Annotated in this window: 21 protein-coding genes and 1 pseudogene; 5 read left to right on the top strand and 17 right to left on the bottom strand. The window is 41.6% G+C overall.

The window, feature by feature from the left end; translation table 11 throughout:
* Positions 1–34: 34 nt before the first annotated feature.
* The 3 genes from SORDD25_RS01100 to ylqF are packed head-to-tail and all read right to left on the bottom strand — an operon-like array spanning position 35 to position 3215.
* Positions 35–1585 (bottom strand): ClC family H(+)/Cl(-) exchange transporter, encoded by a 1551-nt coding sequence (locus SORDD25_RS01100; RefSeq protein WP_061852301.1) that lies wholly within the window; start codon positions 1583–1585, stop codon positions 35–37.
* 12 nt (positions 1586–1597) lie between these two features.
* The gene (locus tag SORDD25_RS01095) at positions 1598–2377 is read right to left on the bottom strand and encodes a ribonuclease HII (protein WP_061852300.1); all 780 of its coding nucleotides are present in this window, start codon (positions 2375–2377) and stop codon (positions 1598–1600) included.
* Positions 2364–3215, bottom strand: coding sequence for a ribosome biogenesis GTPase YlqF (gene ylqF / locus SORDD25_RS01090; protein ID WP_061852299.1), 852 nt, complete (start codon positions 3213–3215; stop codon positions 2364–2366). The genes SORDD25_RS01095 and ylqF overlap by 14 nt, the downstream gene beginning before the upstream one ends.
* 216 nt (positions 3216–3431) lie before the next feature.
* On the opposite strand from ylqF, the gene mazE reads away from it, so the two are divergent.
* The gene (gene mazE, locus SORDD25_RS01085) at positions 3432–3647 is read left to right on the top strand and encodes a type II toxin-antitoxin system PemI/MazE family antitoxin (protein WP_061852298.1); all 216 of its coding nucleotides are present in this window, start codon (positions 3432–3434) and stop codon (positions 3645–3647) included.
* Entirely contained in the window at positions 3631–3987 is a 357-nt protein-coding gene (locus SORDD25_RS01080) for a type II toxin-antitoxin system PemK/MazF family toxin (protein ID WP_000560798.1), read from the top strand. The genes mazE and SORDD25_RS01080 overlap by 17 nt, the downstream gene beginning before the upstream one ends.
* A 34-nt stretch (positions 3988–4021) precedes the next feature.
* On the opposite strand, the gene SORDD25_RS01075 is transcribed toward SORDD25_RS01080, so the two are convergent.
* The 5 genes from SORDD25_RS01075 to SORDD25_RS01055 all read right to left on the bottom strand — a co-directional run bounded on the left by SORDD25_RS01075 (position 4022) and on the right by SORDD25_RS01055 (position 13319).
* Positions 4022–5200 carry a hypothetical protein gene (locus SORDD25_RS01075; RefSeq protein ID WP_061852297.1) on the bottom strand — a complete coding sequence of 393 codons (1179 nt, stop codon included), beginning with the start codon at positions 5198–5200 and terminating at the stop codon, positions 4022–4024.
* A 213-nt stretch (positions 5201–5413) separates the two neighbouring features.
* A complete protein-coding gene (gene addA, locus SORDD25_RS01070; RefSeq protein ID WP_061852296.1) occupies positions 5414–9067 on the bottom strand; it encodes a helicase-exonuclease AddAB subunit AddA in 3654 nt (1217 codons plus the stop codon).
* Positions 9064–12339 (bottom strand): ATP-dependent nuclease subunit B, encoded by a 3276-nt coding sequence (gene rexB, locus SORDD25_RS01065; protein WP_061852295.1) that lies wholly within the window; start codon positions 12337–12339, stop codon positions 9064–9066. Before rexB ends, addA begins: the two co-directional genes overlap by 4 nt.
* 106 nt (positions 12340–12445) lie before the next feature.
* The gene (locus tag SORDD25_RS01060; RefSeq protein ID WP_001138490.1) at positions 12446–12865 is read right to left on the bottom strand and encodes an EVE domain-containing protein; all 420 of its coding nucleotides are present in this window, start codon (positions 12863–12865) and stop codon (positions 12446–12448) included.
* A complete protein-coding gene (locus tag SORDD25_RS01055; RefSeq protein ID WP_061852294.1) occupies positions 12858–13319 on the bottom strand; it encodes a MarR family winged helix-turn-helix transcriptional regulator in 462 nt (153 codons plus the stop codon). Before SORDD25_RS01055 ends, SORDD25_RS01060 begins: the two co-directional genes overlap by 8 nt.
* Positions 13320–13465: 146 nt before the next feature.
* On the opposite strand from SORDD25_RS01055, the gene SORDD25_RS01050 reads away from it, so the two are divergent.
* From SORDD25_RS01050 to SORDD25_RS01040, 3 genes are all read left to right on the top strand, one after another.
* Positions 13466–14275, top strand: a complete 810-nt coding sequence (locus tag SORDD25_RS01050; RefSeq protein WP_061852293.1) for a Cof-type HAD-IIB family hydrolase — start codon at positions 13466–13468, stop codon at positions 14273–14275.
* Positions 14276–14419: 144 nt separating this feature from the next.
* Entirely contained in the window at positions 14420–15328 is a 909-nt protein-coding gene (locus SORDD25_RS01045; protein WP_061852292.1) for an ATP-binding cassette domain-containing protein, read from the top strand.
* A gap of 10 nt (positions 15329–15338) precedes the next feature.
* A complete protein-coding gene (locus SORDD25_RS01040) occupies positions 15339–16094 on the top strand; it encodes an ABC transporter permease (protein WP_061852291.1) in 756 nt (251 codons plus the stop codon).
* A 40-nt stretch (positions 16095–16134) separates the two neighbouring features.
* Here the strand turns inward: SORDD25_RS01040 and SORDD25_RS01035 are convergent, their stop codons facing one another.
* From SORDD25_RS01035 to SORDD25_RS00995, 9 genes and pseudogenes are all read right to left on the bottom strand, one after another.
* Positions 16135–17013 (bottom strand): sensor histidine kinase, encoded by an 879-nt coding sequence (locus SORDD25_RS01035; protein ID WP_061852290.1) that lies wholly within the window; start codon positions 17011–17013, stop codon positions 16135–16137.
* Positions 17013–17711, bottom strand: coding sequence for a response regulator transcription factor (locus SORDD25_RS01030; RefSeq protein ID WP_061852289.1), 699 nt, complete (start codon positions 17709–17711; stop codon positions 17013–17015). The genes SORDD25_RS01035 and SORDD25_RS01030 overlap by 1 nt, the downstream gene beginning before the upstream one ends.
* A 106-nt stretch (positions 17712–17817) precedes the next feature.
* Positions 17818–18555, bottom strand: a complete 738-nt coding sequence (locus SORDD25_RS01025) for a TraX family protein (RefSeq protein ID WP_061852288.1) — start codon at positions 18553–18555, stop codon at positions 17818–17820.
* A 144-nt stretch (positions 18556–18699) separates the two neighbouring features.
* Positions 18700–19575 carry an N-carbamoylputrescine amidase gene (gene aguB / locus SORDD25_RS01020; RefSeq protein ID WP_061852287.1) on the bottom strand — a complete coding sequence of 292 codons (876 nt, stop codon included), beginning with the start codon at positions 19573–19575 and terminating at the stop codon, positions 18700–18702.
* A gap of 9 nt (positions 19576–19584) precedes the next feature.
* A pseudogene (gene aguA / locus SORDD25_RS01015) lies at positions 19585–20671 on the bottom strand (agmatine deiminase).
* Complete coding sequence (gene nspC, locus SORDD25_RS01010; RefSeq protein WP_061852286.1) at positions 20668–21795, bottom strand: carboxynorspermidine decarboxylase; 1128 nt, start codon at positions 21793–21795, stop codon at positions 20668–20670. Before nspC ends, aguA begins: the two are co-directional and overlap by 4 nt.
* On the bottom strand, positions 21795–23054 hold the full coding sequence (locus SORDD25_RS01005; protein WP_061852285.1) for a saccharopine dehydrogenase family protein: 1260 nt from the start codon (positions 23052–23054) through the stop codon (positions 21795–21797). Before SORDD25_RS01005 ends, nspC begins: the two co-directional genes overlap by 1 nt.
* Positions 23051–23911 (bottom strand): polyamine aminopropyltransferase, encoded by an 861-nt coding sequence (gene speE / locus SORDD25_RS01000; protein ID WP_000366713.1) that lies wholly within the window; start codon positions 23909–23911, stop codon positions 23051–23053. Before speE ends, SORDD25_RS01005 begins: the two co-directional genes overlap by 4 nt.
* Positions 23912–25372, bottom strand: coding sequence for an aminotransferase class I/II-fold pyridoxal phosphate-dependent enzyme (locus SORDD25_RS00995; RefSeq protein ID WP_061852645.1), 1461 nt, complete (start codon positions 25370–25372; stop codon positions 23912–23914).
* Positions 25373–25443 lie beyond the last annotated feature (71 nt).

The following is a 25443-nucleotide window of genomic DNA, read 5'->3' as shown; positions in this document are numbered from 1 at the left end:
TTATTTTACGTAAAATAAATTATGTAAATAAAAATTACAACAACAAATCTTTGACTTTCCCAATTTCACTTTTTGGAATCACCAGGTGAATCATATCACCCAGATACATTCTAGTTGAGCCGTTAACTGTTTGGCTTTTGCCATTATGAACTTGGGTGGTGATGAGTACGTTATGTGGCAAGTTGAGCTCGTGAACCTGCTTTCCAGCTATCTTGTCAGATACAGGGATTTCAATTAGGGTAACTTCTCCTTCGTCTGTTGCTTCTTCTGGTAGCATTTTTTCAAGCATGGCCTCATAGACTGGAGCACCCTTGAGTAGATCCATGACGATGTAGGCAACTAAGGTCACTAAGCCAAGTGGCATGAGGTTGCGAATATCTCCAACCATTTCGGTTACGAGTATCATAGCAGTTAAGGGAGCCTTAGATATTGCCCCAAAGTAGCCACTCATTCCCAGAATGACAAATATAGGAAATTGTTCCTGACTGACAAATCCAAGGTTGACACAAATAACACCGACTAGGGCACCTAGTAAGGAACCAAGCGCCAAAATGGGTAGGAAAATTCCTCCTGGGAGGCCGCTTCCATAACTAATCATGCTCCAAATAAAGCGAATCAAAAAGTAAGCTAATAGAAGCTGAAAACTAAAATCTTGCTCAGTCAAAGAAAGAACGACCTGATTTCCACCACCAAGGATTTGTGGCAAGAAAATCCCGACTGGTATGATGAGGATAAAGGCTAGGATTGGATAATAAGCTCTATCCAAATGGATTTTTTGACCAAGCCATTCATAAATTTGACCAACATTGAGTACAGCTTTCTCATAGAGAAAACCAGAAAGCCCTAGAAAAACTCCCATAACCAGGTAAATCCAATACTGGTCTAGGGTCATGAGAGGAATATTGTCTGGCATATCTAGTACGGGTGTTAGGCCAAATATGAGTAGTGAGACAAAGTTTGCTACTAGACTGGCTGCTAGAGTTGAGACCCAGAAAAAGCGGGAAAAATGGTGGTATACTTCTTCTACGACAAAGAGCAACCCAGCAATCGGAGCATTAAAGGCAGCAGCTAAGCCAGCTGCAGCACCACTGGCAATCAGGGAGCGTTCCTCTACTGGGCTAGATTTGAGCCACTTGGCGATACCTTTACCACCAACAGCTCCAAGTTGAATACTCGGCCCTTCACGCCCTAGCATAAGACCACTGGCAATAGCAAGAATCCCTAATACATATTTCTTCCAGAGGACACTCCACCAGTTGAGGGGCATGAGTCCCTTCAGCTCGGCTTCGACTTGAGGAATTCCTGAACCCTTGATGTCTTTTTCCGACCGAGTTAGTCTCGCACTAAGCCAGCAAACTATTAAATAAAATAGACCAATGATAAAAAGATTGCGCACTAGGTACGCTTGATCTTGATAGAGTCCTTGTAGCAGGTGGAAGCCCTTTTCGATTAAGAAACGAAAGGATCCGACGATTAGCCCTACGACGAGACCAACAATGATTCCTCGCCCAACTTGGGATAATATGGTGCTTGAGGCAAAGGCAAATTCTTTCTTGGAACTGAGTGTTTCTGACTGTTCCTCCATAATCATTTCCTCTTACTTATCTTTCTTGGTTGAAACCAGTGTTTTGACTGGTTCAAAACTGGTTCGGTGAATTGGGGTGACACCTAGTTTTTCCAATCCTTCTAGATGTTTAGCTGTTCCGTATCCTGCATTAGTTACAAAATCATATCCAGGATATTGATCATCATAGTCCTTCATCAATTCATCCCGTGTCACCTTAGCCACTATAGATGCAGCTGCGATCGAGAGGGAGTTAGCATCTCCTTTGATAATGGAGGTTTGTGAAATTGGTAACTCCAGTTTCATGGCATCTATCAAGAGGTGCTCAGGTTGCGGACTGAGCTGAGAGATTGCTTCTTTCATGGCGAGTTTTGTCGCTTCATAGATATTGACTTGGTCAATAATGTGATTATCCATGGTACCAATACCGATTGATAAAGCTTGGTCTTGAACGGCTTGAAAAATCTCCGCATGCTTCTTTTTAGGGATTTTCTTACTATCGTTGAGGCCTCTGATTTTACAATTTTTAGGCAAGATTACCGCTGCTGCAACTACAGGTCCAGCCAGCGGACCACGGCCGACCTCGTCAACACCTGCTATAAAGGTCAATCCTTGTTTGTAAAGCTCTTTTTCATAGGAAAGCATGGATTCCAGGCGAAGGTCTTCATCTAGTTCAGCCTGGATGGCTTTTTTACGCTTGCTGATTTCCTTTTGAACTCCAGAACGAGTGTCTTTTTCGAATTCCAGAAAAAGAGGATTGTCTAAGTCTTTGACAGTCGCAAGAAGTTCTCTGATTTCTTTAATCGTCGTCATCGATGTCGTCCAATGTATCTAAGGTATAGTTACCCAGTTTTCCATCACGAACTTCCTTCACGAAGAGGCTGTAAAAGCGGTCGTAGTCGTCTCGGAAACCAAGAGCACGTGTCATATCCATGATGATAACAGGTGCTTCTTCTTCTATCTTCATTTGTTTGAATCGTTCAGCTAGCTTTTCTGGATAGTGTTTTTTGAAATAATTGAGACCAAAAATGGTCACTTCATCCATAGGAAGCAACTGATCTTTAATGGCTCCTGTTAGGGCTAGTTTCAAAGCGACGGTTTCGTCTTCGAACTTAGGCCAAAGAATCCCTGGTGTGTCTAGGATTTCAAGGTCTTTGTTGGTTTTGAGCCACTGTTGCCCCTTGGTAACACCTGGTTTATTGCCGACAACTGCAATTTTTTTCCCAGCCAAACGGTTCATGAGAGTTGACTTGCCGGCATTTGGAATTCCGATAATCATGGTCCGCAAGGTTTCAATCTTGATACCGCGTTCTTTCTGGTGTGCAATCTTATCAGCCATGAGCTTTTTAGCAGCATCTGTCACAACTTTTACACTCACTTGCTCTTTGGAGTTGATAGCCAGAGTTTGGATTCCCTGTGATTCAAAATACTGACGCCATTCTTTGGTCATTGCTGGATCAGCCAGATCTGCCTTATTTAAAATCAAGAGTTTAGGTTTATCACCCACAATCTTGGTTAACATAGGATTTTGACTAGATAAAGGTAGCCGAGCATCCACCAAAATCGTTACAAAATCAACAAACTTTAGATTCTCCTGAACTTGCCTCCGTGCCTTAGACATGTGACCCGGAAACCATTGAATAGTAGCCATAAACATTTCCCCTTCCGACTAAAAAAAACGTAGTAAAAACGTTTTCTTTCTTACTACCTATTCTATCATAAATGAGGAACTTTTGCACAGGCTTTGACCATAATAAATGGCAAATAGTATAGGTCCGACACATTCTTGATGCCAGTAACGATTTTACTTGACTTTTTTTGTTTTCAAGTATATACTTAATGTATACTAATTCGTGGAGGTAGAGCAATGAATACAGTAAAGACTCGAAAGGTGGGAAACTCTCTCACTGTGACCATTCCTAAAAATTTGGGTATGTCAGAAGGGCAAGAAATGGTTGTCTACAAAGGGATTGACGGAGTCATTGTCTTAGCTCCAAAACTGAAAGATCCTTTTGATGGAATTACTGATTTGAGAATGACAAACGATTTTGAAGGGGTATGGTCACTTGATAGCGAAATCTGACTATATTCCTGAAAAGCAGGATATCATTTGGCTGGACTTTGATCCATCAGTCGGTCGAGAAATCCAGAAACGGCGACCTGCCTTGGTCGTTTCTAGGAGAGAATATGCCTTGCAAACTGGTTTTGTGGCTGTCTGTCCTATCACTCACGGTCAACAACGGTTGGCAGAAAAAGGCTTGCTCGTTCCTGTCTCGTCGGATAAGGTAGATGGCGCTGTCAATCCATTTCAACTTTATACCTTTGATTTTCGGATGCGTAATGCTCAAAAAATAACAAGAATGGACACACAATGTTTTCAGAAAGTTGTCCAACTGTACCAGTACATCTTTGGAGATACATAAATCCTACCATGCATAGACAAGGTAGGATTTTTTTCTATATGAGCAATCTATCTAAAAACGGGTGAAGGCAATTTGTCAAAATCCCTCTAATCCAGCTTTCCTGTGCTGATGATAGATGTTCTGCCTGAAGGCATTCTTTTAGAAAATCGCGGACTTGTTCTGGTGCAATCTCAAACTCAAAGGCTTTCATCTTGTAGAAAAAGTCGATGAGATGCCCAGATAAGTAATCATCTGAAAAGGGTACTTCACCACTTTTTCGATACTCTAGTAAGAGTCGAGCAAATCTGGCTTTTTCATCAGGCAAACCACTAAAATAAGAATTGAGAAGCCAAGTCTGCTTCTGCTTTCGTTCAATAGGATCTTGACTTGCAATTCTCTGATCCTTTTCCAGCTCTTTCTGGTTTTGTTTAGCCTTGAGAGCTCGTTCTTCTCTATTCTTTCCAAAAAGAATTTTTTCCCATTTTCGTTCTTCTAGTGTGAGAGTTTCTGTAAAGCTAAAATAATCTTGATAGGCGCGTTCAGCGGGCCCCATGGCTAGGATGAGATTATCTGCGTATTGCTTGGCAATTTTATCTCTTTTCTTACGTTCTTTCTCTGCCTGAATCCGTAAATGCTGTTCGTAGTCGATTTTCTCCTTACCTAGCTTGACAAGGTAGAGTTGTTCATCGGTCTTACCAAGTAAAAAAGGTTTGATACACTTTTCCAGCACTTCTTCCATACGAGCCTTCTTCTTTGGCTCTGCCTTGGTCCAACTTCCTCCTTTAAAGACTTCTAAGAAAAGCTGGTAGTCTTTCTCAGGCGAGAATTGATTGCCACGATTGGCTTTGAAAACACCTTTTTCCCAAAACCAATTTAGAAGTCGTTCGTCAAAATCGACTTTATTGACCTTGATTTTTCCCTTTTTCTTGGCTTTTCTAGTCAGATTTTCCAGCTTTCTGAGAAGTTTTTCTTCCTCTTCTAGTTGCTGATCGAGACTAATACGATGAAAATGGCGAACACAGTCACTTCCGATAGGAAAGAGACGCTGACCTGTGACAGTATTAAAGAGTTCGTAAGAGTATTTAATGGCATTCCCGCAGACACAGTTACTACGGCCAATGCCATTAAAAATCAAGGAAACTTCATTCCATTCCTTGGTAGCTTGATCCCAAGTATCAGCTTTTGAAGCCTGTAAAACCGCATCGTGCAGGGATTTTCTAACTGGAAGTGGCATGAGGTCTCCTTTCTAATACTCAATGAAAATCAAAAAGCAAACTAGGAAGCTAGCCGCAGGTTGCTCAAAGCACTGCTTTGAGGTTGTAGATAAGACTGACGAAGTCAGCTCAAAACATGGTTTTGAGGTTGTGGATAGAACTGACGAAGTCAGTCACCTATATACGGCAAGGTGAAGCTGACGTGGTTTGAAGAGATTTTCGAAGAGTATAAATTATACTTTTACAACTTGAACCTCGTCTTTGCCGAGTAAAATCAAGTATTTTTCAATGTTTTCAATCGAATAGGCTCGTGATAAGGCCTCACCGTATAGGGCTAACTGGCCACGATAGCGGTCTATGAGTTGACTTGGTTCATCATAACGGTCTGTCTTATAGTCGAAAAGAATAATTCTGTCCTCGTAAAGTAGATAGCCGTCCAAGATCCCACGAACAACAAAGTCTTCCTGACTTTTTTGGTCCCGCTTGAGCATAGAAAAAGGTTGCTCGCGGTAGAGATGGCCGGTATTAGCGAGAATTTCCTGACCAAGTGCTGTATCAAAGAATGCGAGAATTTTAGAAAGATTGATCTTGTCTCTTACAGCTGGACTAGTCTGAACTTGTTTAAGAGTATCTTTCAGGCTAGCAAGTGTTGGTTGCTGACTAAGGTCAATTCTTTGCATCAGTTCGTGGGTTGCACTACCAATCTCAGCTCCAGTTACCTTTTCTTTAGTTGAAAAATCTGGTAAATCAAATCTGATTTGTTTTTCCGGTGATTGAGTTTGGTTAGCAATTTCTACCCCTTCCATATCCATAACGGGTTCGTAGAATTTCTTGATTTGGCTTGGGGTTTGAACACTTGGTAGTTCAACGGCTGCGCGGTGGAGAGTATTATAAACTTCCACCTCTTTCAGCATTTCCAGAGCTTCTTTGATGGTCTCTGACTGACGGTTGTCTGCTTGAGAACTATCTTGTAGAGGGTTCTTGTTTTCCAATTCTCCGATAGCTTCTCTAGTCAACTGGTCTTCACCAACAAAACGATAGCTAAAGTTGAGATTATCCTTGGTAAATACTTTACTGATAGCCCAGACCCAATCTTGGAAATTTCTTGCTTGCAGTCTAGTATGTTTATCTATTTTCCCGTTTTCAGCTGCTGGATATTCCTTGGCTTCTAGCTTTTCACGAGAACCCTTGCCAACAAGATAGAGCTTTTTCTCAGCTCTCGTCATGGCAACATACAGCAGACGCATCTGCTCTGAATAGCTAGCCAATTGCAGTTCTTCTTCATTCTGCGTATAGGTAAGGCTGGGAATGGAGAGTTTGATGGTTTTAGGATAGTGTGCTTCCACTGCTCCTGTTTCCACCTTGGCTATGTATTTGACACCAAGTCCATTTTGACGGCTGAGAATGACGTCTGACATCGAGTCTTGCTTGTTGAAGTCCTGATCCATATTGAGGATAAAGACGTAAGGGAACTCCAGCCCTTTGCTCTTGTGAATAGTCATGAGTTCCACGGCATCTTTAGGCGGTGCGACGGCTACGCTTGCGAGATCGTGCTGGGCTTCTAGGACTTGGTCAATCATACGTATAAAACGCGACAAGCCCTTGAAATTACTCTTTTCAAACTGGTCAGCACGTAGCGCTAGGGCATAGAGATTGGCCTGTCTAGCAGGGCCATTTGGCAAAGCCCCAACATAGTCATAATAAAAACGGTCGTTGTAAATCTTCCAAATCAAGTCATAGAGAGAGTGGGTTTTGGCATATAAGCGCCAAGAATCCAAGATATCCATGAATTGATTTAATTTTTCTGCTAGATCTGTGTGAATTAACTCTTTCTGGCTAGCTGCTTGTTTATGAGCATTGACCAGTTTCTCATAGAGATTTTCTTGGACCTTATCTTCTGCTTTCTGAAGGGACAAGCGTGCCAACTCGTCCTCATCAAAGCTAAACATTGGGGACTTCATAAGGGCAACCAAGGCATAGTCTTGCAGGGGATTGTGGATGACACGAAGCGTATCCAGCATGACTTGTACTTCTAGGGATTGGAGATAATTGTTTTGCTCGCCGTCGGTTTTAACTGGAATCCCGTACTCAGACAGGGCGAGGAGAATCTGATCATTTCGACTGCGGCTGGAGGTCAAAAGTGCGATTTCTTTAAAAGAAACACCTTTTTCCTGATGAAGTTTCAAGATTTCCTTGATGACTAGGCGCATTTCTCCTGTGAGTTTTGTTTCTGTTTGGCTCTCTTCCTCCTCTTGTCCGCTGTCGTCCTTATCGTAGAGGAGAAATTCTGCCTTGTTGTCTGGATTGGGAGTTAGTTTAGTATTGGCAAAAATAAGCTGGTGCATGCTATCATAGTTGATTTCGCCGACTTCTTGGTCCATGAGGCGTTCAAAAACATCGTTGGTTGCTGATAGCACTTCTGAACTGCTACGGAAATTTTCCTTGAGGAGGATCAACTTGCCTTCTTGAGGATTTTGCGCATAGCGTTGGAATTTTTCATTGAAAATCTGCGGATCCGCCTGACGGAAACGGTAGATGGACTGCTTGATATCCCCCACCATAAAGCGATTATGACCATTCGACAGCAATTCCAGCATCCGTTCTTGAATGTGGTTGGTATCCTGATACTCATCGACCATGACTTCGTGGAATCGCTCCTGGTAAGCCTCGCGAACCTGTGGGAAATTCTCTAGAATTTCAATGGTGTAATGGCTGATATCAGCGAATTCAAAGGCATTCTCCTGGCGTTTACGTTCACGATAGGCCTCCACAAAATCACTCATAAATGTTTGGAAAGTTTTAGATAACTCCCAGGTGTCTCCATGATAACGCTCTTGATAGTCGAGAATGGTTATCTGGTCTGACAGTTGTCCTAGTTTAGCAAACTGGGCCTTTCTCTCATCGTTATAGGCATCAGCCAGTGGCTTCAAATCGGCCTTACGACTAGAATTAGCTAGAGCTCGACCATTTTTTTCTTTCGAGATAGCAACAACACGCGTAAGCACTGCTTGATAAGCCTGGCTATCGGACTCTTGATTTAAGGAGCCAATTTGATCCAGAACCTGTTGAACAGCTTCTAAATAGGTAGCTTTTGGAAACTCCTTTGCATCATGATCCAGATGATAACGGAGGAAAGTTTCCAAATCCCAAAGCGCCTGTTTGATTTGCTCAGTTAATTTGTCTTTTTCAATTACAAAGTCAGCTTCTTCAAACCCTTTGAGAAAAGACTCGTTCAACCATTTTTGTGGACTACTGGTGGATTGGAGGAAATCATAGATTTTGTAGACTTGCTGGCGCAGACCACGTTCATCCTTGCCTCGTCCAGCAAAGTTCTTGACCAATCGACTAAAGCTCTCTTTATTTTCACCTTGGTAATGATCTTCAAAAACCTGATGAAAAACTTCGTTTTTTAAGAGTAACTGTTCACTTTCATTTTGTAGAATACGGAAGTTCGGTGCGATATCAATCAGATAACCATGTTTGCCGAGGAACTTTTGTGTGAAGGAGTCCATAGTTCCGATGGCAGCGTTTGGCAGGTCTGCCAATTGACGTCCCAAGTGTTGTTTGAGATCAACATCATTGGTTTCTTGAATTTGTTGGCTGATTTTTTTCTCCAAACGTTCCTTGAGTTCAGTAGCAGCCTTGACGGTAAAGGTCGAGATAAAGAGTTGACTGATTTCTACACCACGGGCTAATTGGTCCAGAATGCGCTCTGCCATTACAAAGGTTTTTCCTGAACCAGCAGACGCTGAGACCAGAATATTTTGTCCTGCGGTATAAATGGCTTCGATTTGCTCGGCAGTTTTCTTCTGTTCCTTGCTCGAACTCGCTTCTGCTTCTTGCAGTTTTTGAATTTCTTCCTCAGTAAAAAAGGAAATGGGCTTCATCGATTCAACTCCTCTCTCATTTTTTCAAACCAAGCTTGTTTGAGTTTTTCTCCGACCAGACGCTTGCCGTCAGCTAAGTCCAACTTCTCTAGGAAACGGGCTTGTCCCAAGTGGTAATTAGCTTCAAAGCCAGTAATAGCCTGATGTTGTTGAACATATGGAGCAATACTTCTTCCGTTCTCTGTGTATGGATTGATGGTGAACTGACCTTCTAAAATCTTTTCAGCTGCCTTCTTGTAAAGATGGGCATTATAGTCTAGTAAGAGCTGGAATTCCTCGTCTGTCAGCTGATTGGCCTTGTTTTTGTTGTAAAATTCGCCCAAATAACTGCTTTCTTTTTCTAAAAAGAGCCCTTGGTATTTCATAGACTTGCTGGCTTCTACTACTGCTCCTGCAAGATTTTTAACTGCTAATAAGGATTGGACAGGTTCAGCCATTTCCAAGTACATGGCGCCGAAAAAGTTTTGCTCTCCTTCTCCCTTAAGAGCAGCAAGATAGGTTGGCAGTTGGGAATTAAGCCCATTGAAGAAATGTGGAAACTGGAACTGAGTCAGACTAGACTTGTAGTCCACCACTCCCAGCGCTCCATCAGCTTTCAAACGGTCAATGCGGTCAACCTTGCCTCGCACATGGACACTGCGACCATTATCCAATTGAATAAAGGCCTGTTCCTTGCCACCAAATGTTGCCTCCTCTTGTATGGTTTCAATGGCTGGATTATGACGAAGGATGTGGCCCGTAGTCCGCGCGACATCAAGTAGAACTTCCTTGGTAAACTGGGCTTCCAAACTTTCCTGATAAATGGCTTCAAATTCTCGTTCCTGACCAGTTTCTTGGATAGCCTGTTCCAAACGTTGGTCAAAGGAATCTTCGCCAGGTAACTGAAAGGCACGCTCAAAAATACGGTGCAAGAAATTCCCGTGACTGCGAGCGTCTGGACGCAGGCGTAATTCTTCCTGCAAACCTAAGACATAACGGAGGAAATAACTGTATTCATTGCGGTAAAACTCCGTCAAACCTGATGTAGATAGATAAAACTCCTTGTCAACTGGATAAAGAGCCTGTAAGGTATCCTTGGTCAACTTCTTACTGCTTGGACTTGTTGGGAGGGCAGGATTCGCAAGGCCTTTTTGGTCAAGTTTTTTCCCCATGACACGCGCCAAGACCTTGACAAAGGTCACATCTTGTTCATTTTCACTAGAAGCAGTTTGCTGATGATAGGCAACGAGACTAGACAAGAGACTGTGATAAGAACCCATATCTTCTTTGCTAAGATTTTTATGGTTCATTCTCTTTTCTATCCGGCTAAATCCAAAACTCACCAGTGCCTGAAGATAGGCAGATTCCTTGCTCTCATTTTCATTGAGGAGACTTGGTGCTGACAACACCAACTGTTTACGGGCAGCGTTGACTAAAGAAAGCATGGTATAGCGATTTTTCTTGAGATTTTCGCTACTTGCAATCAGTAATTGCGATCCCTCTTCGGTTGCTTGGTTTAGGCTTTGTCGTTCTTCATCTGTTAACAGACTGGTGTTTTGCGCGATTTTTGGCAAATGATCCTGAGTCAGCCCAATAGCGTAGACAAAATCAGCAGTCAGTGGTGCGATCAAATCGTAACTCTGCACCAGAACAGTGTCTACTGTTGCTGGAATAGTGCGATACTGAGATAAACTCATCCCTGAATGAAGCAAGGCCAGGAAGTCCTCCAGACTAACTTGTGAACCAGCAAAAACGGTCGCAAATTGTTCTAAAACATGGCAGAAAGCTTTCCAAACTTCAGCTTGTCTCTCCTGTTCTAGAGTTTCCATAGTAGCTGTCAATTCTTGCATCTGCTTGCTTAAGGCAGCGTTTTTTAGAAATGTACTCCACTTTTGCAAGAGATTTTCAGCCTTTTGCTTCCGACTGGCAAATAAGGTTTCAAGTGGCGTCAAAACTCGCAGACGAATGGCGTTCAAACGTTCCAAATTGAATTTTCCATGGTGGGATTTTGTGAAGGCCTGCTGAAAGGATGGCAAGCCATTGATGCCAAGATAGAGGAGGTATTGTTCAAAGGCATCAATCTCAGCTTGACTAATATCGGTATACAAGCCAGTTCTGAGAAGATTAATCAAATCCTCCTGACGGAAACGGTAGCGTTTTAATCGTAAAATAGACTCGACATACTGGGTCAAGGGATGATGAGCCATGGATTCGCTTCTACCAAGATAGAAAGGAATCTGGTACTGGTCAAAGATTGTCTTGAGAGATAACTGATAAGAAGCCACATCTCCTAACAGAATGCGAAAATGCTTGTAACTCAAGTCTGGATTGTCATGTAATTTCTGACGGATGCTACGCGCTACCAACTCCAACTCCTCTTTTTGCGTTAAACAAGACCAGATTTGCAGGTTTTCACGGTCCTTCTCATCTACATCTAAAGCAAGTTCTGAAAAGTCATAAGAAGACTCTAGTAAACGAGAGGCCTTGTCAAAACTATCCATGTACTCATGAGTCTGAGAACGGTCTTGAGCAGGGGTTTGGTATTTAGCACCTAAATGATGAAGAAATTCCATACTAGCTTGGTAGAGATTGCCTTCAGTGAACGGACTGGTATAGGCCTTCTTGCTTGCATAAGCACCAATGACAATCTCAACACCTTTACGGTGGAGTAGATCCACCATATGTTCTTCCTCAGCAGAAAAACGGGTAAATCCGTCAATGACTAAGGCAATCTGACTAAAATCACTACTTACCTTATCATTCTCAATAGCCTCAGTCAAATGGGACAACTGACTTCCCTGAGCCAACTGAGCTTGATTGAGATAGGCTGTTACTTTCTCAAAAATCAAGAGTAAATCTGCTCTCTTGTCCTCATCGGTCAAACTTTCCAAGTCCAAAAAGCTCATCTGAGCAGTCGTCATCTCATGATAAAGTTCAATCAGCTGCTGGATAAATTGAGGATCCTGTTTAATCGCCCCATAAACTCGTAACTCTTTGGAGTCCAGTTCCGCAAGACATTTATAAAATGCCATTCCAAGACCGATATCATCAAGACTGGTCTTTGTAGGCAAGTCATTTAAAACCAGGTAACGAGCCATTTGAGTAAAGCGCGTGACAGTAATCGCAAAAGAAGCCTGCTGGGACAAGCATTCCAGCACGGCACGTTCCTTTTCAAATGAAAGAGAGTTGGGGGCAATGTAGAAGACCCGCTTTCCAGAAGCAACCAGCTCCTCCGCCTCTCTGGTCAAGATTTCTGTCAAAGAAGTCCGAATATCAGTATACAGTAATTTCATCTCAGCCTCGTTTGGTTTATCAAAGTTTCTTACTCTATTATAGCAAAGTTCGCTTCACAGTCCAAATCCAAAATTCTTGTTGATAATCATTTAACTAGCAAAGCAATCATACTTCATCATCCACTTTCATATGATGAAAGATATAGAGGAAAAAGTCTTTGGAAACTTCAAAATGTCCATAACGAAGTCGAGAAGTATAGTCTCTCCATTCAGGATGTTGTCTGGCTATTTCTATGGAACAATCTTTGACTGGTAGATAATACTCGACATTTCGTCTAAAGGGAAAGAATCCTTCAAATTGCTCTACTTGATAGGCTTTGTCATCTATAATTTTACCTACGGCCACAAAAGCCTGTAACTTATCTTGACCATTCATATCGTATTTTGGACTATAGTATAAAAGGTAGTCACCTTTTTTCATACGATTTAAGGGGCCGCCCTTTCCATGACAGACCTGACAAAAATTTCCCTCAACTCCTCTTAAAACATGGTTCTTTGAAACAACTCCGACCCAATATCTAGGCATTTTTATCCTCCAACACTGCTAACATGCGATTAAAACTTTCTCTATCGTTAGAAAGTTTTTCAAAAAAATTTTCATCAATCCCTTCTACTAAGGGTAAAGCTTGATTGACCTTCTCCGCGCCAGACTTCGTCACTGAGACCATTTTTGCCCGACTATCCTTTGGATGTTGATCACGTCTAATGTAGTCCTTCTTCTCCAGTAGTCTAACAATCTGGGAAACCGTCATGACATCCATACCAGTGAACCGAGAAATATCAACTTGCGTTACATATTCCTCTCTATTGTTCAAAAACAAGAGCGAGGTTAAAACGATAAATTGAGGCAAAGTGAGGCCAACCGATTTCAAAACTCTTTTTAAATTACTTTCCCATTTGTTGTAAACTTTAATGAAAAGAAGACCTGTAGACTCTGTTTCATCATTTTTGTAAATTGAATTAAAGTGATACTTTGACATTATTTCTCCTTAAATATTAAGTATACATATTATATAAGATTTTATTTACTTTTTCAAGAAAAGGAAAGTCAAATGTTACAATTCTGTCGGACATTTTATAGTCTATATGCTATAATAAAAGCAAAACACCTAGAAAAGGAAGTCTTATGATTAAACTATTAGCCTTGGATATGGACGGAACCCTCCTTAATGAAGCCAAGGAAATCCCACAAGCCCACATCACTGCTATTCACAAAGCTATTGAAAAAGGCGTCAAATTGGTTCTCTGTACAGGTCGCCCGCTTTTCGGTGTTCTTCCTTATTACAAAAAACTGGCTCTTGATCTCCAGAATGAGTATGTCATTGTCAATAACGGTTGCTCAACTCACCAGACCAGTGACTGGAGTCTAGTTGACTGGCAAGAACTCAGTCCAGCTGACATTGAATACCTCTATGACCTGGCTGAAAAAAGCGACGTCCAGTTGACTCTTTTTGATGAAGAACATTATTTTGTCCTCGGTGGCAAGCCTAATCAAATCGTTCAAAATGATGCCAAACTTGTTTTTTCAGACCTGACTGAAATTTCCCTTGAGGAAGCGACTAGTGGCAAATATCGTATGTTCCAAGGCATGTTTTTAGGAACAAAAGAGCAAACAGACGATTTTGAGCAACGGTTCGCTGAGGAACTCTGTCAACGATTTAGCGGCGTTCGTTCGCAGCCTGTCATTTATGAAGCCATGCCACTTGGAACGACAAAGGCTACTGCTCTTTCACGACTAGCAGCGATTTTGAAGATTGATTCCTCAGAAATCATGGCCATGGGAGATGCTAATAACGATATCGAAATGCTCCAGTTTGCAGGGTTTGGTATTGCTATGGGAAATGCCAGTGACCATGTCAAATCCCTAGCCGATGCTGTAACAGCAAGCAACGAAGAAGATGGCGTCGCACGTGCCATTGAGAAGTATATTTTATAGAGAAAATTCCCAGTTAAATCCTTAACTGGGTTTTTGACATTTTAAAAATCACAAAACTTTAGAAACTCTTTAGAAATACTTGAGCTTTCTTTGATTTCTATAGCTTATACTAAAGTTAGAAAAATAAATCAAAAGGAGAAAATCATGAAAACAGTACTCGAAATTCATGGACTGACCAAACAATTCGGCCAACAAGCTATTCTTCAAGATCTTAGTCTAACCATAAAAGAGGGAGATATTTATGGTCTAATTGGAAAAAATGGAGCTGGGAAAACTACTCTTATCAAAATCATTACACAATTATTGTTTGCGGACAAAGGTACAGTTTCTCTCTTTTCTAGCAAAGAACAAAATGAGTGGACCAAAGCTTTATCTCGAGTAGGTTCAGTTATCGAATCGCCTGTAGCCCATAATCACTTAACAGCATACCAGAATCTGAAATATTATTGTATGATTCGCCATATTCCAAATGCTGATAAAGTCATTCAAGAAACACTGGATTATGTAGGTTTGTCTGATACAGGGAAAAAAGTCTTCCGTGATTTCTCGCTAGGAATGAAACAAAGACTTGGTATCGCCATTGCCCTTCTATCCAAACCAGACTTCCTTATCTTAGATGAGCCTATTAACGGACTTGACCCAATTGGGATCAAAGAATTTCGCCTCATGATCCAGCGACTCAATCAAGAAAAAGGAATAACTATCCTCATCTCTAGCCATATCTTGTCAGAACTCTATCTCTTAGCTAATCGCTTTGGTATTCTGGATCAAGGTAAGATTATCCGTGAAATCAGTAAAGCGGAGTTTGAAACACTAAGTGAGGATTATATTGTGCTTAAGACAAGCGACAAAGAAAGAGCTTGTCAGGTATTGAAAGAACAAATCCAGCTCCAGTTTAAGGTTGTAAACCCTGAAAATGAAATCCATATCTTTGGTAATGAACAAGATGTCAAACAGATTCTTAAGCAACTAACTTTGGCTGATGTTGCTATTGATGAGATATACTTTGCCCGTCAAAACCTAGAAGAATACTTCACACAATTGGTAGAATAGGAGAAAAATCATGATACATACCATTCAAGCAGATTTTTACCGTCTTTTCCGCTCCAAAGGATTCTGGATTACTGAATTCATTCTCTTTGTACTTATGTTAATGGGTGCTACTATTGGCGCTACAGGACATCTAATGTCAGTAAATACTACACCTGAAACAGAATTTCCGACCAAAGGTTGGGACGGCGTCCAAGCTCTTATCAACGCGTCTAGCAATGGTTCAAACCTCGTTTTTCTCTGCATCGTCCTGGCATGCCTCGTTCTTGGAGTTGATTTAATCGGCAAACTCTATAAAAATAATTTAACAGTGGGTGTTTCTCGTACCGAGTTTTTCCTAGCCAAAACCTTTGTACTTGCTAGTATCGCTTTCTTACAACTTATCGTTAGCCTTGTTATTGCCTTTATTCCAGCAACTATCTTAAATGGATTTGGGACCATGCCTGATGGATTTATTGGCAATCTATTGATAACCATTTCCCTTCAATTTCTCTGCCTTCTCGCTTGGCTTTCGATTGTTTCCTTTATTCTCTACCTAACTCATTCTTATCTTGCCGTATTTATTGGTTATCTGATTAGCTCTATCATACTTTCTATGCCAATGCTTGTTTTCCCAGACATTGAAATTCTACGATATTTAATCCTAGATTTTGCCTATGCTATGACTAGTAATAGTCAATCTATTCTTTATACCATCACGGTTTGCGTTTCTGTCATACTTTTCTTCTCTCTTAGCAGTCTTACCGTTTTCAAAAAGAAAAGTCTATAAAAAAATGACCTCCTCTAGAATATAGAGGAGGTTTCTGCTGTTAAAAATAAATAAAGACTGAAAACCATTCTCCATCAGTGGCTAGCTTCATATCTGCTCCAAGAAGATGAACTAATTCCTCGGTAATATAGAGACCTAAACCAGAGGATTCTTCAGTATCCGACATATTTTCAGAATAAAAACGATTACTGAGATTGTCTATATTCTTGATAGGCTTTTTGACTAGGTTATCAATTTCCAAAACATGCCCATTTTCTTCCTTTTTCAAAGAAAGTCGAGCCTCCTCCTTGCCGTGCTTGAGAACATTTCCAAGGAGGTTTTGTATAATTCGATCAAGCAAGTCCTCATCAGTCGTCGTCTTCAATCCTGGTTCAACGTTAAAATCAAGAACAATATGTGAAGATTGAAAAACGTCGTAATAAGCTAAAGTCTTTTTCGTTATAAAAGTTGATAAATCAAGTTCTTCCAGTTTCGGTTTGACTACTCCTTCCATCAAATGACGGTATTCGAGGAGAGCCTCCAACCGTTTGGAAACCAAATCCTGATGATGGGCTATTTTGCTTAAAGTTTCCTGACTATTATCGGGGTGTTTTATTAGTTGCTGAGTATATCCTGAAGCGATTGTCAAAGGTGTCCGAATATCGTGAGCAATGTTACTGATTGCCATATCTAGGGTGTGTTTTTCACGCTTCATGATTAGCTGATTTTGCTCCACTTCTTGAAATAGATTCTCAATTTGGTTATGTAGACGCAAAATGGTCTTTGAAAAGAAGTTTACCCCGATTCTTTTCATGCTACCAGAGCAAATCTTCTCTTCGATTTGTCTGCTTAAATCTCTAACTGCTAGATGATAGCGAATCAAAGACACTGATAAAATGATGTTAATGAGGAGCAATATTGATATCAAAATGTAAATCATTATTTGTCTCCTTTTAATCGAACACCAACTCCCCAAATGGTTTCAATGTACTCATGATTTGGATCCAGTTGATACAGTTTTTTACGGAGATTGCTTAGATGGGTGTTGAGCGTATTGTCTCCAGGCAGGTAACTTTCTTCCCAAATCAATTCATAGAGTTCTTCCTTGGTGAAGATTTTTTTAGGATGATGGAGCAACATTTGAAGAATCTGGCACTCTTTCTTTGCAAGGCGAATGGTTTCAGTAGAATTGCTTATTTCAAAACTATCCGCATCGAACTGGATATTTTTAAAGTTTTGTACGAGGTTATCAATTTCTCTTCGATTTTCTGACTGATGTTCACCGCTTTGGCGTAATTGAACTGTGACTCTGGCAAAGACTTCGTCTAAATCAAAAGGTTTTACCACATAATCATTGGCACCATCTAGGAGATATTGGCTGATGAGCTTTTTATCACCTAAAGCAGTAAGCATGATGACCGGAGTCTGACTCGTTTGTCGAATAGCTTGCAAGACTTGGTCACCATTTTTCCCAGGGAGCATGATATCTAGCAAGACGAGATCGATGCCACCTTTGTCAAATTGCATGATACCTTCCGTACCAGAAAAGGCTTGGATCACCTCGTGTTCCTCTGCAAGAAGGGTTCTTAAAATTTCCTGGATGTCATTATTATCTTCAACTACAAGTATGCTCGCCATAAACCTCATCCTTTCTAAAACTATTATAACATGTTTTGTTAGGAATTCCAGATACAGAAAAGCTCCTCTCGCATTTTAAGCAAGAAGGAGTTAATGAAAATTGAATCTACTTAAGCAAATAAGCAATCAAGGCTATAATCCATAGATGCGCTGGGTAGAAAATATAAAAGAAATATTTACTCCAACTGGTTTCCGTTCCTCGCTGTCCATTATACAAGGCCATAAAAGGAAAGACGGTGACAAAGAGCCAGTCAGAATTGAAAAGCATCATTTCCAGTGTTTGGTGCCAAGTGTCGTAAATTTGGATGGAAGTCACTAACAAGAAGGCCCACAGAAAGGCATAGAGGAGATTTCGCAAGCTCTTGCGATTTCGACAAGAGTAACTAATCAAGAGAAATGGTAGCATGGTGATACCACCCTCAGTAAAAAGACAACCGAAAATCAAGAGACCAGCAAGCCCAATCCGACGCCACAACTTCTCTTTTTTATCCAGCTCTTTTCTGGGAAAACCAATCCAAAGCATGGTGACACCGATGGCCAAAGTAAAGAAAATATTATTATTGACCATTACTCCTTTGGATGCAAATAGGGCATTGAGAAGGCTATTTCCAGCAAACATGATCAGCGCCCAACTCCAAAGGCGGATGAGATAGTCTCTCAGGTTTCGAGTATGGATAAATCCTTCCATAGCTATATAGGCAAACCAAACTCCCACACAACGGGTCAAGGCGTGGAAGATACCTTCCCACAGAGGAGAAACGATTCCGGTAATATGCGGAATATGGTCTAGAACCATTACTGCCGCCATCAGATACTTCAACTGTGTCGCATTCCATTTTTTCATAATAAACCTCTTTCTTTTTGATCTACATAGAGTATAGCATACATTTCTACGTATAATCGTACACCCATCTTACATTTAAAAAGCCTATCTTACATTTTTGTAAGACAGGCGTGAATATCAAAAATTTATTATGAAATTTATCTTCTAGTCGGTAATCCGTTGGTACATTTCTGGTCTTCTATCACGAAACAGTCCCCAGTTGAGGCGTTCACTTGCTCCCTTATCAAGGTCATAAGTTGCTAACAGAACAGCTTCTCCTTGTCTTTCAGCTCTCTCTAGAATAGCTCCTGTTTCATCCGTCATAAAGGAGGAACCATAGAAGTCAAGACTAGAACTCTGTCCACCATTTTCCTCACTAGGAGTGACTTCTTCCAAACCGTAACGATTGGCTGCAATAACTGGGACAATATTTGCTGCTGCGTGCCCTTGCATGGTACGTTGCCAGTGACCACAACTATCCGTATCCAAAATCGGCTCTGAACCGATAGCGGTTGGATAAAAGAGCAATTCAGCACCATTCAATGCAAGACAGCGGGCTGTTTCAGGGAACCATTGATCCCAACAGATGCCAATCCCAATCTTAGCATAGCGAGTATCCCAGACCTTGAAGCCAGTGTTACCAGGCGTAAAATAAAACTTTTCTTGATAATAATGATCATCTGGTATGTGGGTCTTCCGATAAACACCCAGCACTTCCCCATCTGCATCAATAACGGCAATAGAGTTATACAAGACATTGCCATCTTTTTCATAAAAACTAATTGGTAGAACAACTTCTAGTTCCTTAGCAATCACTTTAAAATGCTGGATGGCGGTATTTTCTGTCACTGACTGGGCATACTGGTAGTAGTCATACTGGCGTTCCTGACAGAAATAAGGGCGTTCAAATAATTCAGGCAAGAGAATAATTTGTGCGCCTTGTTCTGCAGCTTGACGTACTAAACGCTCTGCTGTTTGGATATTTGTTGCCACATCCTTGGCACATTGCATCTGGATCGCTGCAACTCTAACATTTCTCATCTTTTTCTCCTATTCTGGGATTTGTTGGGTGATACAGTGAATATTGCCACCACCTAAGAGAATATCTCTGGCTGGAATTCCTACGACCTTACGGTTTGGGAAACACTTGTTGAGGATATCTAGGGCCACTTGGTCATTGACATCCTCAAACTGGGGAACCAAGACAGACTTGTTGGCAATATAGAAATTGACATAGGAAGCTGCAAGACGTTCACCTGCATAACGCTCCTCTTCTCCTTCTTCATAGATGTAGCCTGGCAAATCCTCTTCGGTCACAACATGATGAAGCGCTGGGATAGGAAGCTTATGAATGATGAAGGAACGCCCTTTTGCATCTGTTTCCTTCTCTAAAAGGGCAAGGTCAGCTAGTGACATAGCATACTGGGGATCATTTTGATCATCTGTCCAAGCCAAGACAAGCTCTGCAGGACCAACGAAGGCTGCAACATTGTCAACGTGTTCATTGGTTTCGTCCTGATAAATACCATAAGGTAGCCAAATAACTTTTTCAGCGCCAAGGCACTCTAATAAGGTGTTTTCAATTTGCTCTTTAGACAGGTGGGGATTGCGTCCAGGACTGAGTAAGCAGCTTTCAGTCACAAGAATGGTCCCTTGACCATCGCTATGGATCGCGCCGCCTTCCAGTACAAAAGGTTTGGCATCATAAACAGGCATTTCCAAGGCCTCAGCAAAACGACTGGCTACTTGGTTATCCTCTTCATAATCTTGATAAAGACCATCTACAGCTCCACCCCAGGCATTGAAAGACCAATCGACTGCCAACTTTTCTCTTTTTTTCATTGATGAGAATAGTCGGTCCAGTATCACGCGCCCAGGCATCATTGGTGGGAATGTCTAAATAAACGACCTTGTCTCCAAGATAGGATTGGGCTTCAGATAGATAGTCTTGCTCCACCAAAAGATAGACTCTTTCCCCTTCTGCTATAGTCTTGATAATCTGAGTAAATGCTCTTTTGGCAGCCTTTCCTTGAAAGGACCATGAACCTGGTCGAGTCGGCCAGATCATGAGGGTACCATGGTGTGGTTCGTACTCTGCTGGCATACGATAGCCTGCTTTTTTCGGAGTTTCTATCATGATAATCTCCCTTTAAAGTCTTGATAGCCAAAAGCTTTGACTAAGCTGCAGTCACCTTGCTCGTCCATGAGATAGAGACTTGGCAAGCCAATACCGTTAAAGGTATTATTTTTTACAAAAGAGTAAATAGCCATATCTTCAAAATAGAGTCTGTCACCGATTTGGACTGGATTTTCAAAGCTATAATCGCCAATCACATCACCCGTCAGACAGGTATTGGAAGAAAGTCTATAGGTATGGGATTTTTCCTGAGCTTCAAAGCCATTTCTCAAAGGTGGACGATAGGGCATTTCAAGTACATCTGGCATATGGCAGGTCGCGGAGGCATCTAAAACCAAAATATCCATACCGTTTTCGACAATGTCCAATACTTCAGTTGCTAGATAACCCGCATTGAGCGCAATAGCTTCACCCGGCTCGATATAGACTTCAAGATTGTAAGTTTCTCGGATACGCTTGATTTCAGAAATCAGCAAATCCACATCATAGTCTTCTCTTGTGATGTGGTGTCCTCCACCCATATTGAGCCATTTGACCTCATGTAAATAAGAACCAAACTGCGCTTCGACTGCTTTCAAAGTTGTCTCTAAATCATCCGCCCCCTGCTCGCAAAGGGTATGAAAATGAAGACCATCTACTAAGTCCAGCAAATCACTCGGTATCTTGTCTAGAGTAACTCCAAAACGAGATCCAGGTGCACAAGGATCGTAGAGCGCGTGATCTCCTTGAGTTGAACACTGAGGGTTGAGGCGCAAACCGATACTGATACCAGCCTCTCGGCAACGAGGACCGTGTTTACGCAACTGTCTCTCCGAGTTGAAGACGATATGGTCCGTTATCTCCAGCAATTCCTCCAAGTCTGCATCCTTGAAAGCAGGTGCAAATACATGGACTTCCCCCGGGAACTCTTCTCTAGCTAGCTTAGCCTCATAGAGACCACTAGCCGTCGTACCTGACAGATACTGACTAATTAAGGGATAGGTTTTATAAAGAGAATAAGCCTTCTGGGCCAGTAAAACCTTGCAACCGGCTTCTTCCTGAACTTGCTTTAAAATACGGCAGTTGGCTTCTAGCTTGGCTAAGTCAATGACATAGGCTGGTGTTGGTACTTGTTCTAACTTCATTAGTCCACCATTTGTGGGTTTTCTACCACAACCCATGGCAAACCATACTCATTCAAAGCTTCCATAAATGGATCTGGATCCAATTCTTCAAGGTTGTAAACTCCAGGTTGTTTCCAAGTTCCGTTCATAACCAATTTTGTCCCAATCATAGCCGGAACTCCTGTTGTGTAAGAAATAGCTTGTGAACCAACTTCTGCGTAACATTCCTGATGGTCGCAAACATTGTAGATATAGATAGTCTTCTCAACACCGTCTTTGACACCTGTAAAGATACAGCCGATATTAGTTTTTCCAACAGTGCGTGGACCAAGGCTAGCAGGATCAGGTAGCAAAGCTTTTAAGAATTGAATCGGCACGATGTCTTGTCCGTTAAAGTTAATGGCATCCGTACGAAGAAGACCAACGTTTTCCAAGCATTTCATATGCGTTAGATAAGATTGACCAAAAGTCATAAAGAAACGAATCCGTTTTACTCCAGGAATGTTTTTGGCCAATGATTCAATTTCTTCATGGTGAAGGAGATACATGTCTTTTTGTCCAACCTGAGGGAAATCATACTCACGCTTGATTGACATGGCTTCGACTTCGACCCATTTTCCATCTTCCCAGTAAGAACCTGGCGCAGAAACCTCTCGGAGATTGATTTCTGGGTTGAAGTTAGTCGCAAATGGATAACCGTGGTCACCACCATTACAGTCTAAAATGTCGATATAGTGGATTTCATCAAAGTAATGTTTGAGAGCGTATGCTGAAAAGACACTGGTTACACCTGGGTCAAAACCAGAACCAAGTAAAGCTGTCAAGCCTGCTTCTTTGAATTTCTCCTGATAAGCCCATTGCCATGAGTAGTCAAAGTAGGCTGTAAAACCAAGTTCCTTGCAGCGTTTTTCGTAGATAGCACGCCATTCAGGGTCTTCTGTGTCCTCAGCCTCATAGTTGGCGGTATCGATATAGTGGACACCTGTTGCCAAGCAAGCATCCATAATTGTTAAATCTTGATATGGTAAAGCTACGTTCAAAACAGCTTCTGGTTTATAGCTATCAATTAAGGCAATCACTTCTTCAACCTTGTCAGCGTCAAGGGCAGCTGTCTCAATCTTTGTACTTGTTTTACCTTCCAGTTTAGCCTTCAAGTCATCACATTTTGACTTGGTACGGCTAGCAATCATAATCTCTGTAAAGGTTTCGCTATCTTGGCAAATCTTTGAAATAGCAACTTGGGCAACGCCCCCACATCCAATAATTAGTAAACGACTCATTTTTTTCCTTCCTCTTCTTCTAAAATGTCCTCAACATACTTGGGCAACATAAAGGCTCCCACATGTAAGTTTGCAGTATAGTATTCTGTGAAAAGCTGGCGTTTTTTCCAGCCTTCCTTGTCAAAATCTTTGACAGGGTGGTATTTTTTCGATGCAAATCCAAACAACCAATAGCCCGCTGGACTGGTTGGGATATGGGCCTGATAAACCCGACTGATTGGAAATGCTTGATTGACCTTGCGGTGCATACTTCGGCAAGCTGACTCATCCTCGTCAAAGAAGGGACTCCCATGCTGATAGATCATGATGCCATCTTCTTTGAGAGCTCTGTAACTGTTACCGTAAAATTCCTTGGTAAAGAGCCCTTCCGTATGTCCAAATGGATCTGTCGCATCGTTGATAATGATATCGTAATCATCCTCACAGTTTCTCAAAAATCGCAGTCCATTTTGGTAGTAAATGGTGACACGAGGGTCATCTAATCCAGCAGCAAAGTCTGGGAAATACTCACGACAAACCTCAACCAACATCTCATCTGGTTCAACGATATCGATTTGCTCGAGTTCAGGATAGAGGGTTAATACTTGGGCAACACCGCCGTCGCCACCCCCAATAACCAATACTTTCTTAGGATTAGGATGGACAGCCATGGGTACGTGGACGGTCATTTCATTGTAAACAAAATCATCTGCATCTGAAAACAAGACATGCCCATTTAAGATCAATATCTTTCCAAAAGCTGGTGTATCCAAAACTTCGATATCCTGCCATTCACTTTTACCAGCGTAGAGTTGCTTGGCGGTTCTCAGGGACAATTTCACATCTGGAGTATGAACTTCAGAAAACCATAAATCCATCTAGTTCTCCTTTCTCTCAGTAACATTAATGTGATTGACCTCTGGATCTTCCGTCCCTTGGAGGGAACAACCACGTTCTTTGGCAAATTGGATATAATCCACAATTTCTCGTGTAATGCGTTCACCTGGTGCTAGGATTGGAATCCCTGGAGGATAGCACATGACAAATTCCCCACAGACCTGTCCAACAGACTCATCCAAGGTCAAACTTTTTCTCTCTGAATAAAAGGCTTCTTGTGGAGACAGCACCAACTCAGACTGGATATATTCTCCAGCAATCAAATCTTTTCCATCTCTTGAGTAGAGTCTCTTGATATCCGCCAAAGCACCGACCAAACGTTCGATGTCTTGAATACGGTCACCGATTGAAATATAAGCCAAGATATTCCCAATATCCCCAAACTCGATCTGAATATCGTATTCGTCTCGCAGGAGGTCATAAACTTCGATACCTGTTAAGCCAATACCCTGAGTATAGACAGACAACTTGGTCACGTCAAAATCACAGACCGATTCATCGTCTATCAACTCTTTTGAGTAGGCATAGTAACCGCCGATAGCATTGATTTCACGACGAGCGTACTCGGATAGTTCAATGACTTTTTCAAAAGACTCTTTGCCACGAAGAGCTAAGTTTCGTCGAGAAATATCCAAACTAGCCATAAGTAGGTAAGAGGCAGATGTAGACTGGGTCAGATTGATGATCTGACGAACGTACTCAGGATTCATCTGCTCCCCGATAAGCAGAATGGAACTTTGAGTCAAACTTCCACCAGACTTATGCATAGAGACCGCCGCCATATCAGCACCTGCATCCATAGCAGATAGTGGCAATTTATCTGTAAAATGCAAATGCGCTCCATGGGCTTCATCCACTAAAACCATCATGCCAGCTTCGTGAGCCATTTCCGTTAAACCCTTGAGGTCTGAACAAATTCCATAGTAAGTAGGATTGTTAATCAAAATGGCCTTGGCATCTGGATGCTCCTTAATTGCCTGAGCCACCCGTTCATTTTCAAGACCTAAAGCAATGCCGATTTTAGGATCCACACTCATCTCGATATAGATGGGAATGGCACCACATAGAATCAGCGCATTGATAGCAGATTTATGGACATTTCTCGGTAGAATAATCTTATCTCCAGCCTTACAGGTGGAAAGAATCATAGTTTGAACTGATGAGGTTGTTCCCCCAATCATGAGAAAGGCGTGGGCTGCTCCAAAAGCATCTGCAGCCAGCTCCTCTGCATCCCGAATAATCGAAATGGGATGACCTAGATTATCCAAAGGTTTCATAGAATTGACATCAATGCCAACACATTTTTCTCCTAACAGTTCGACAAGTTCAGGATTTCCCCGTCCACGCTTGTGACCTGGCACATCAAAAGGGACAATTCTTTTCTTGCGTAGCTTGACCAAGGCCTCATAAATTGGGGCTTGGTTTTGATCTAACTTCTTCAAGACATACTCCTTTACCATATTTTTAGCACCTCAAGAAGATAAAGGCGACTAAAGGTTGACTTATGAAAAAA

The organism is Streptococcus oralis, assembly GCF_001579525.1.
Lineage (GTDB): Bacteria > Bacillota > Bacilli > Lactobacillales > Streptococcaceae > Streptococcus > Streptococcus oralis_M.
The sequence above is the reverse complement of the archived record's forward strand: the minus strand, read 5'-3'. Positions and strand labels throughout refer to the sequence as shown.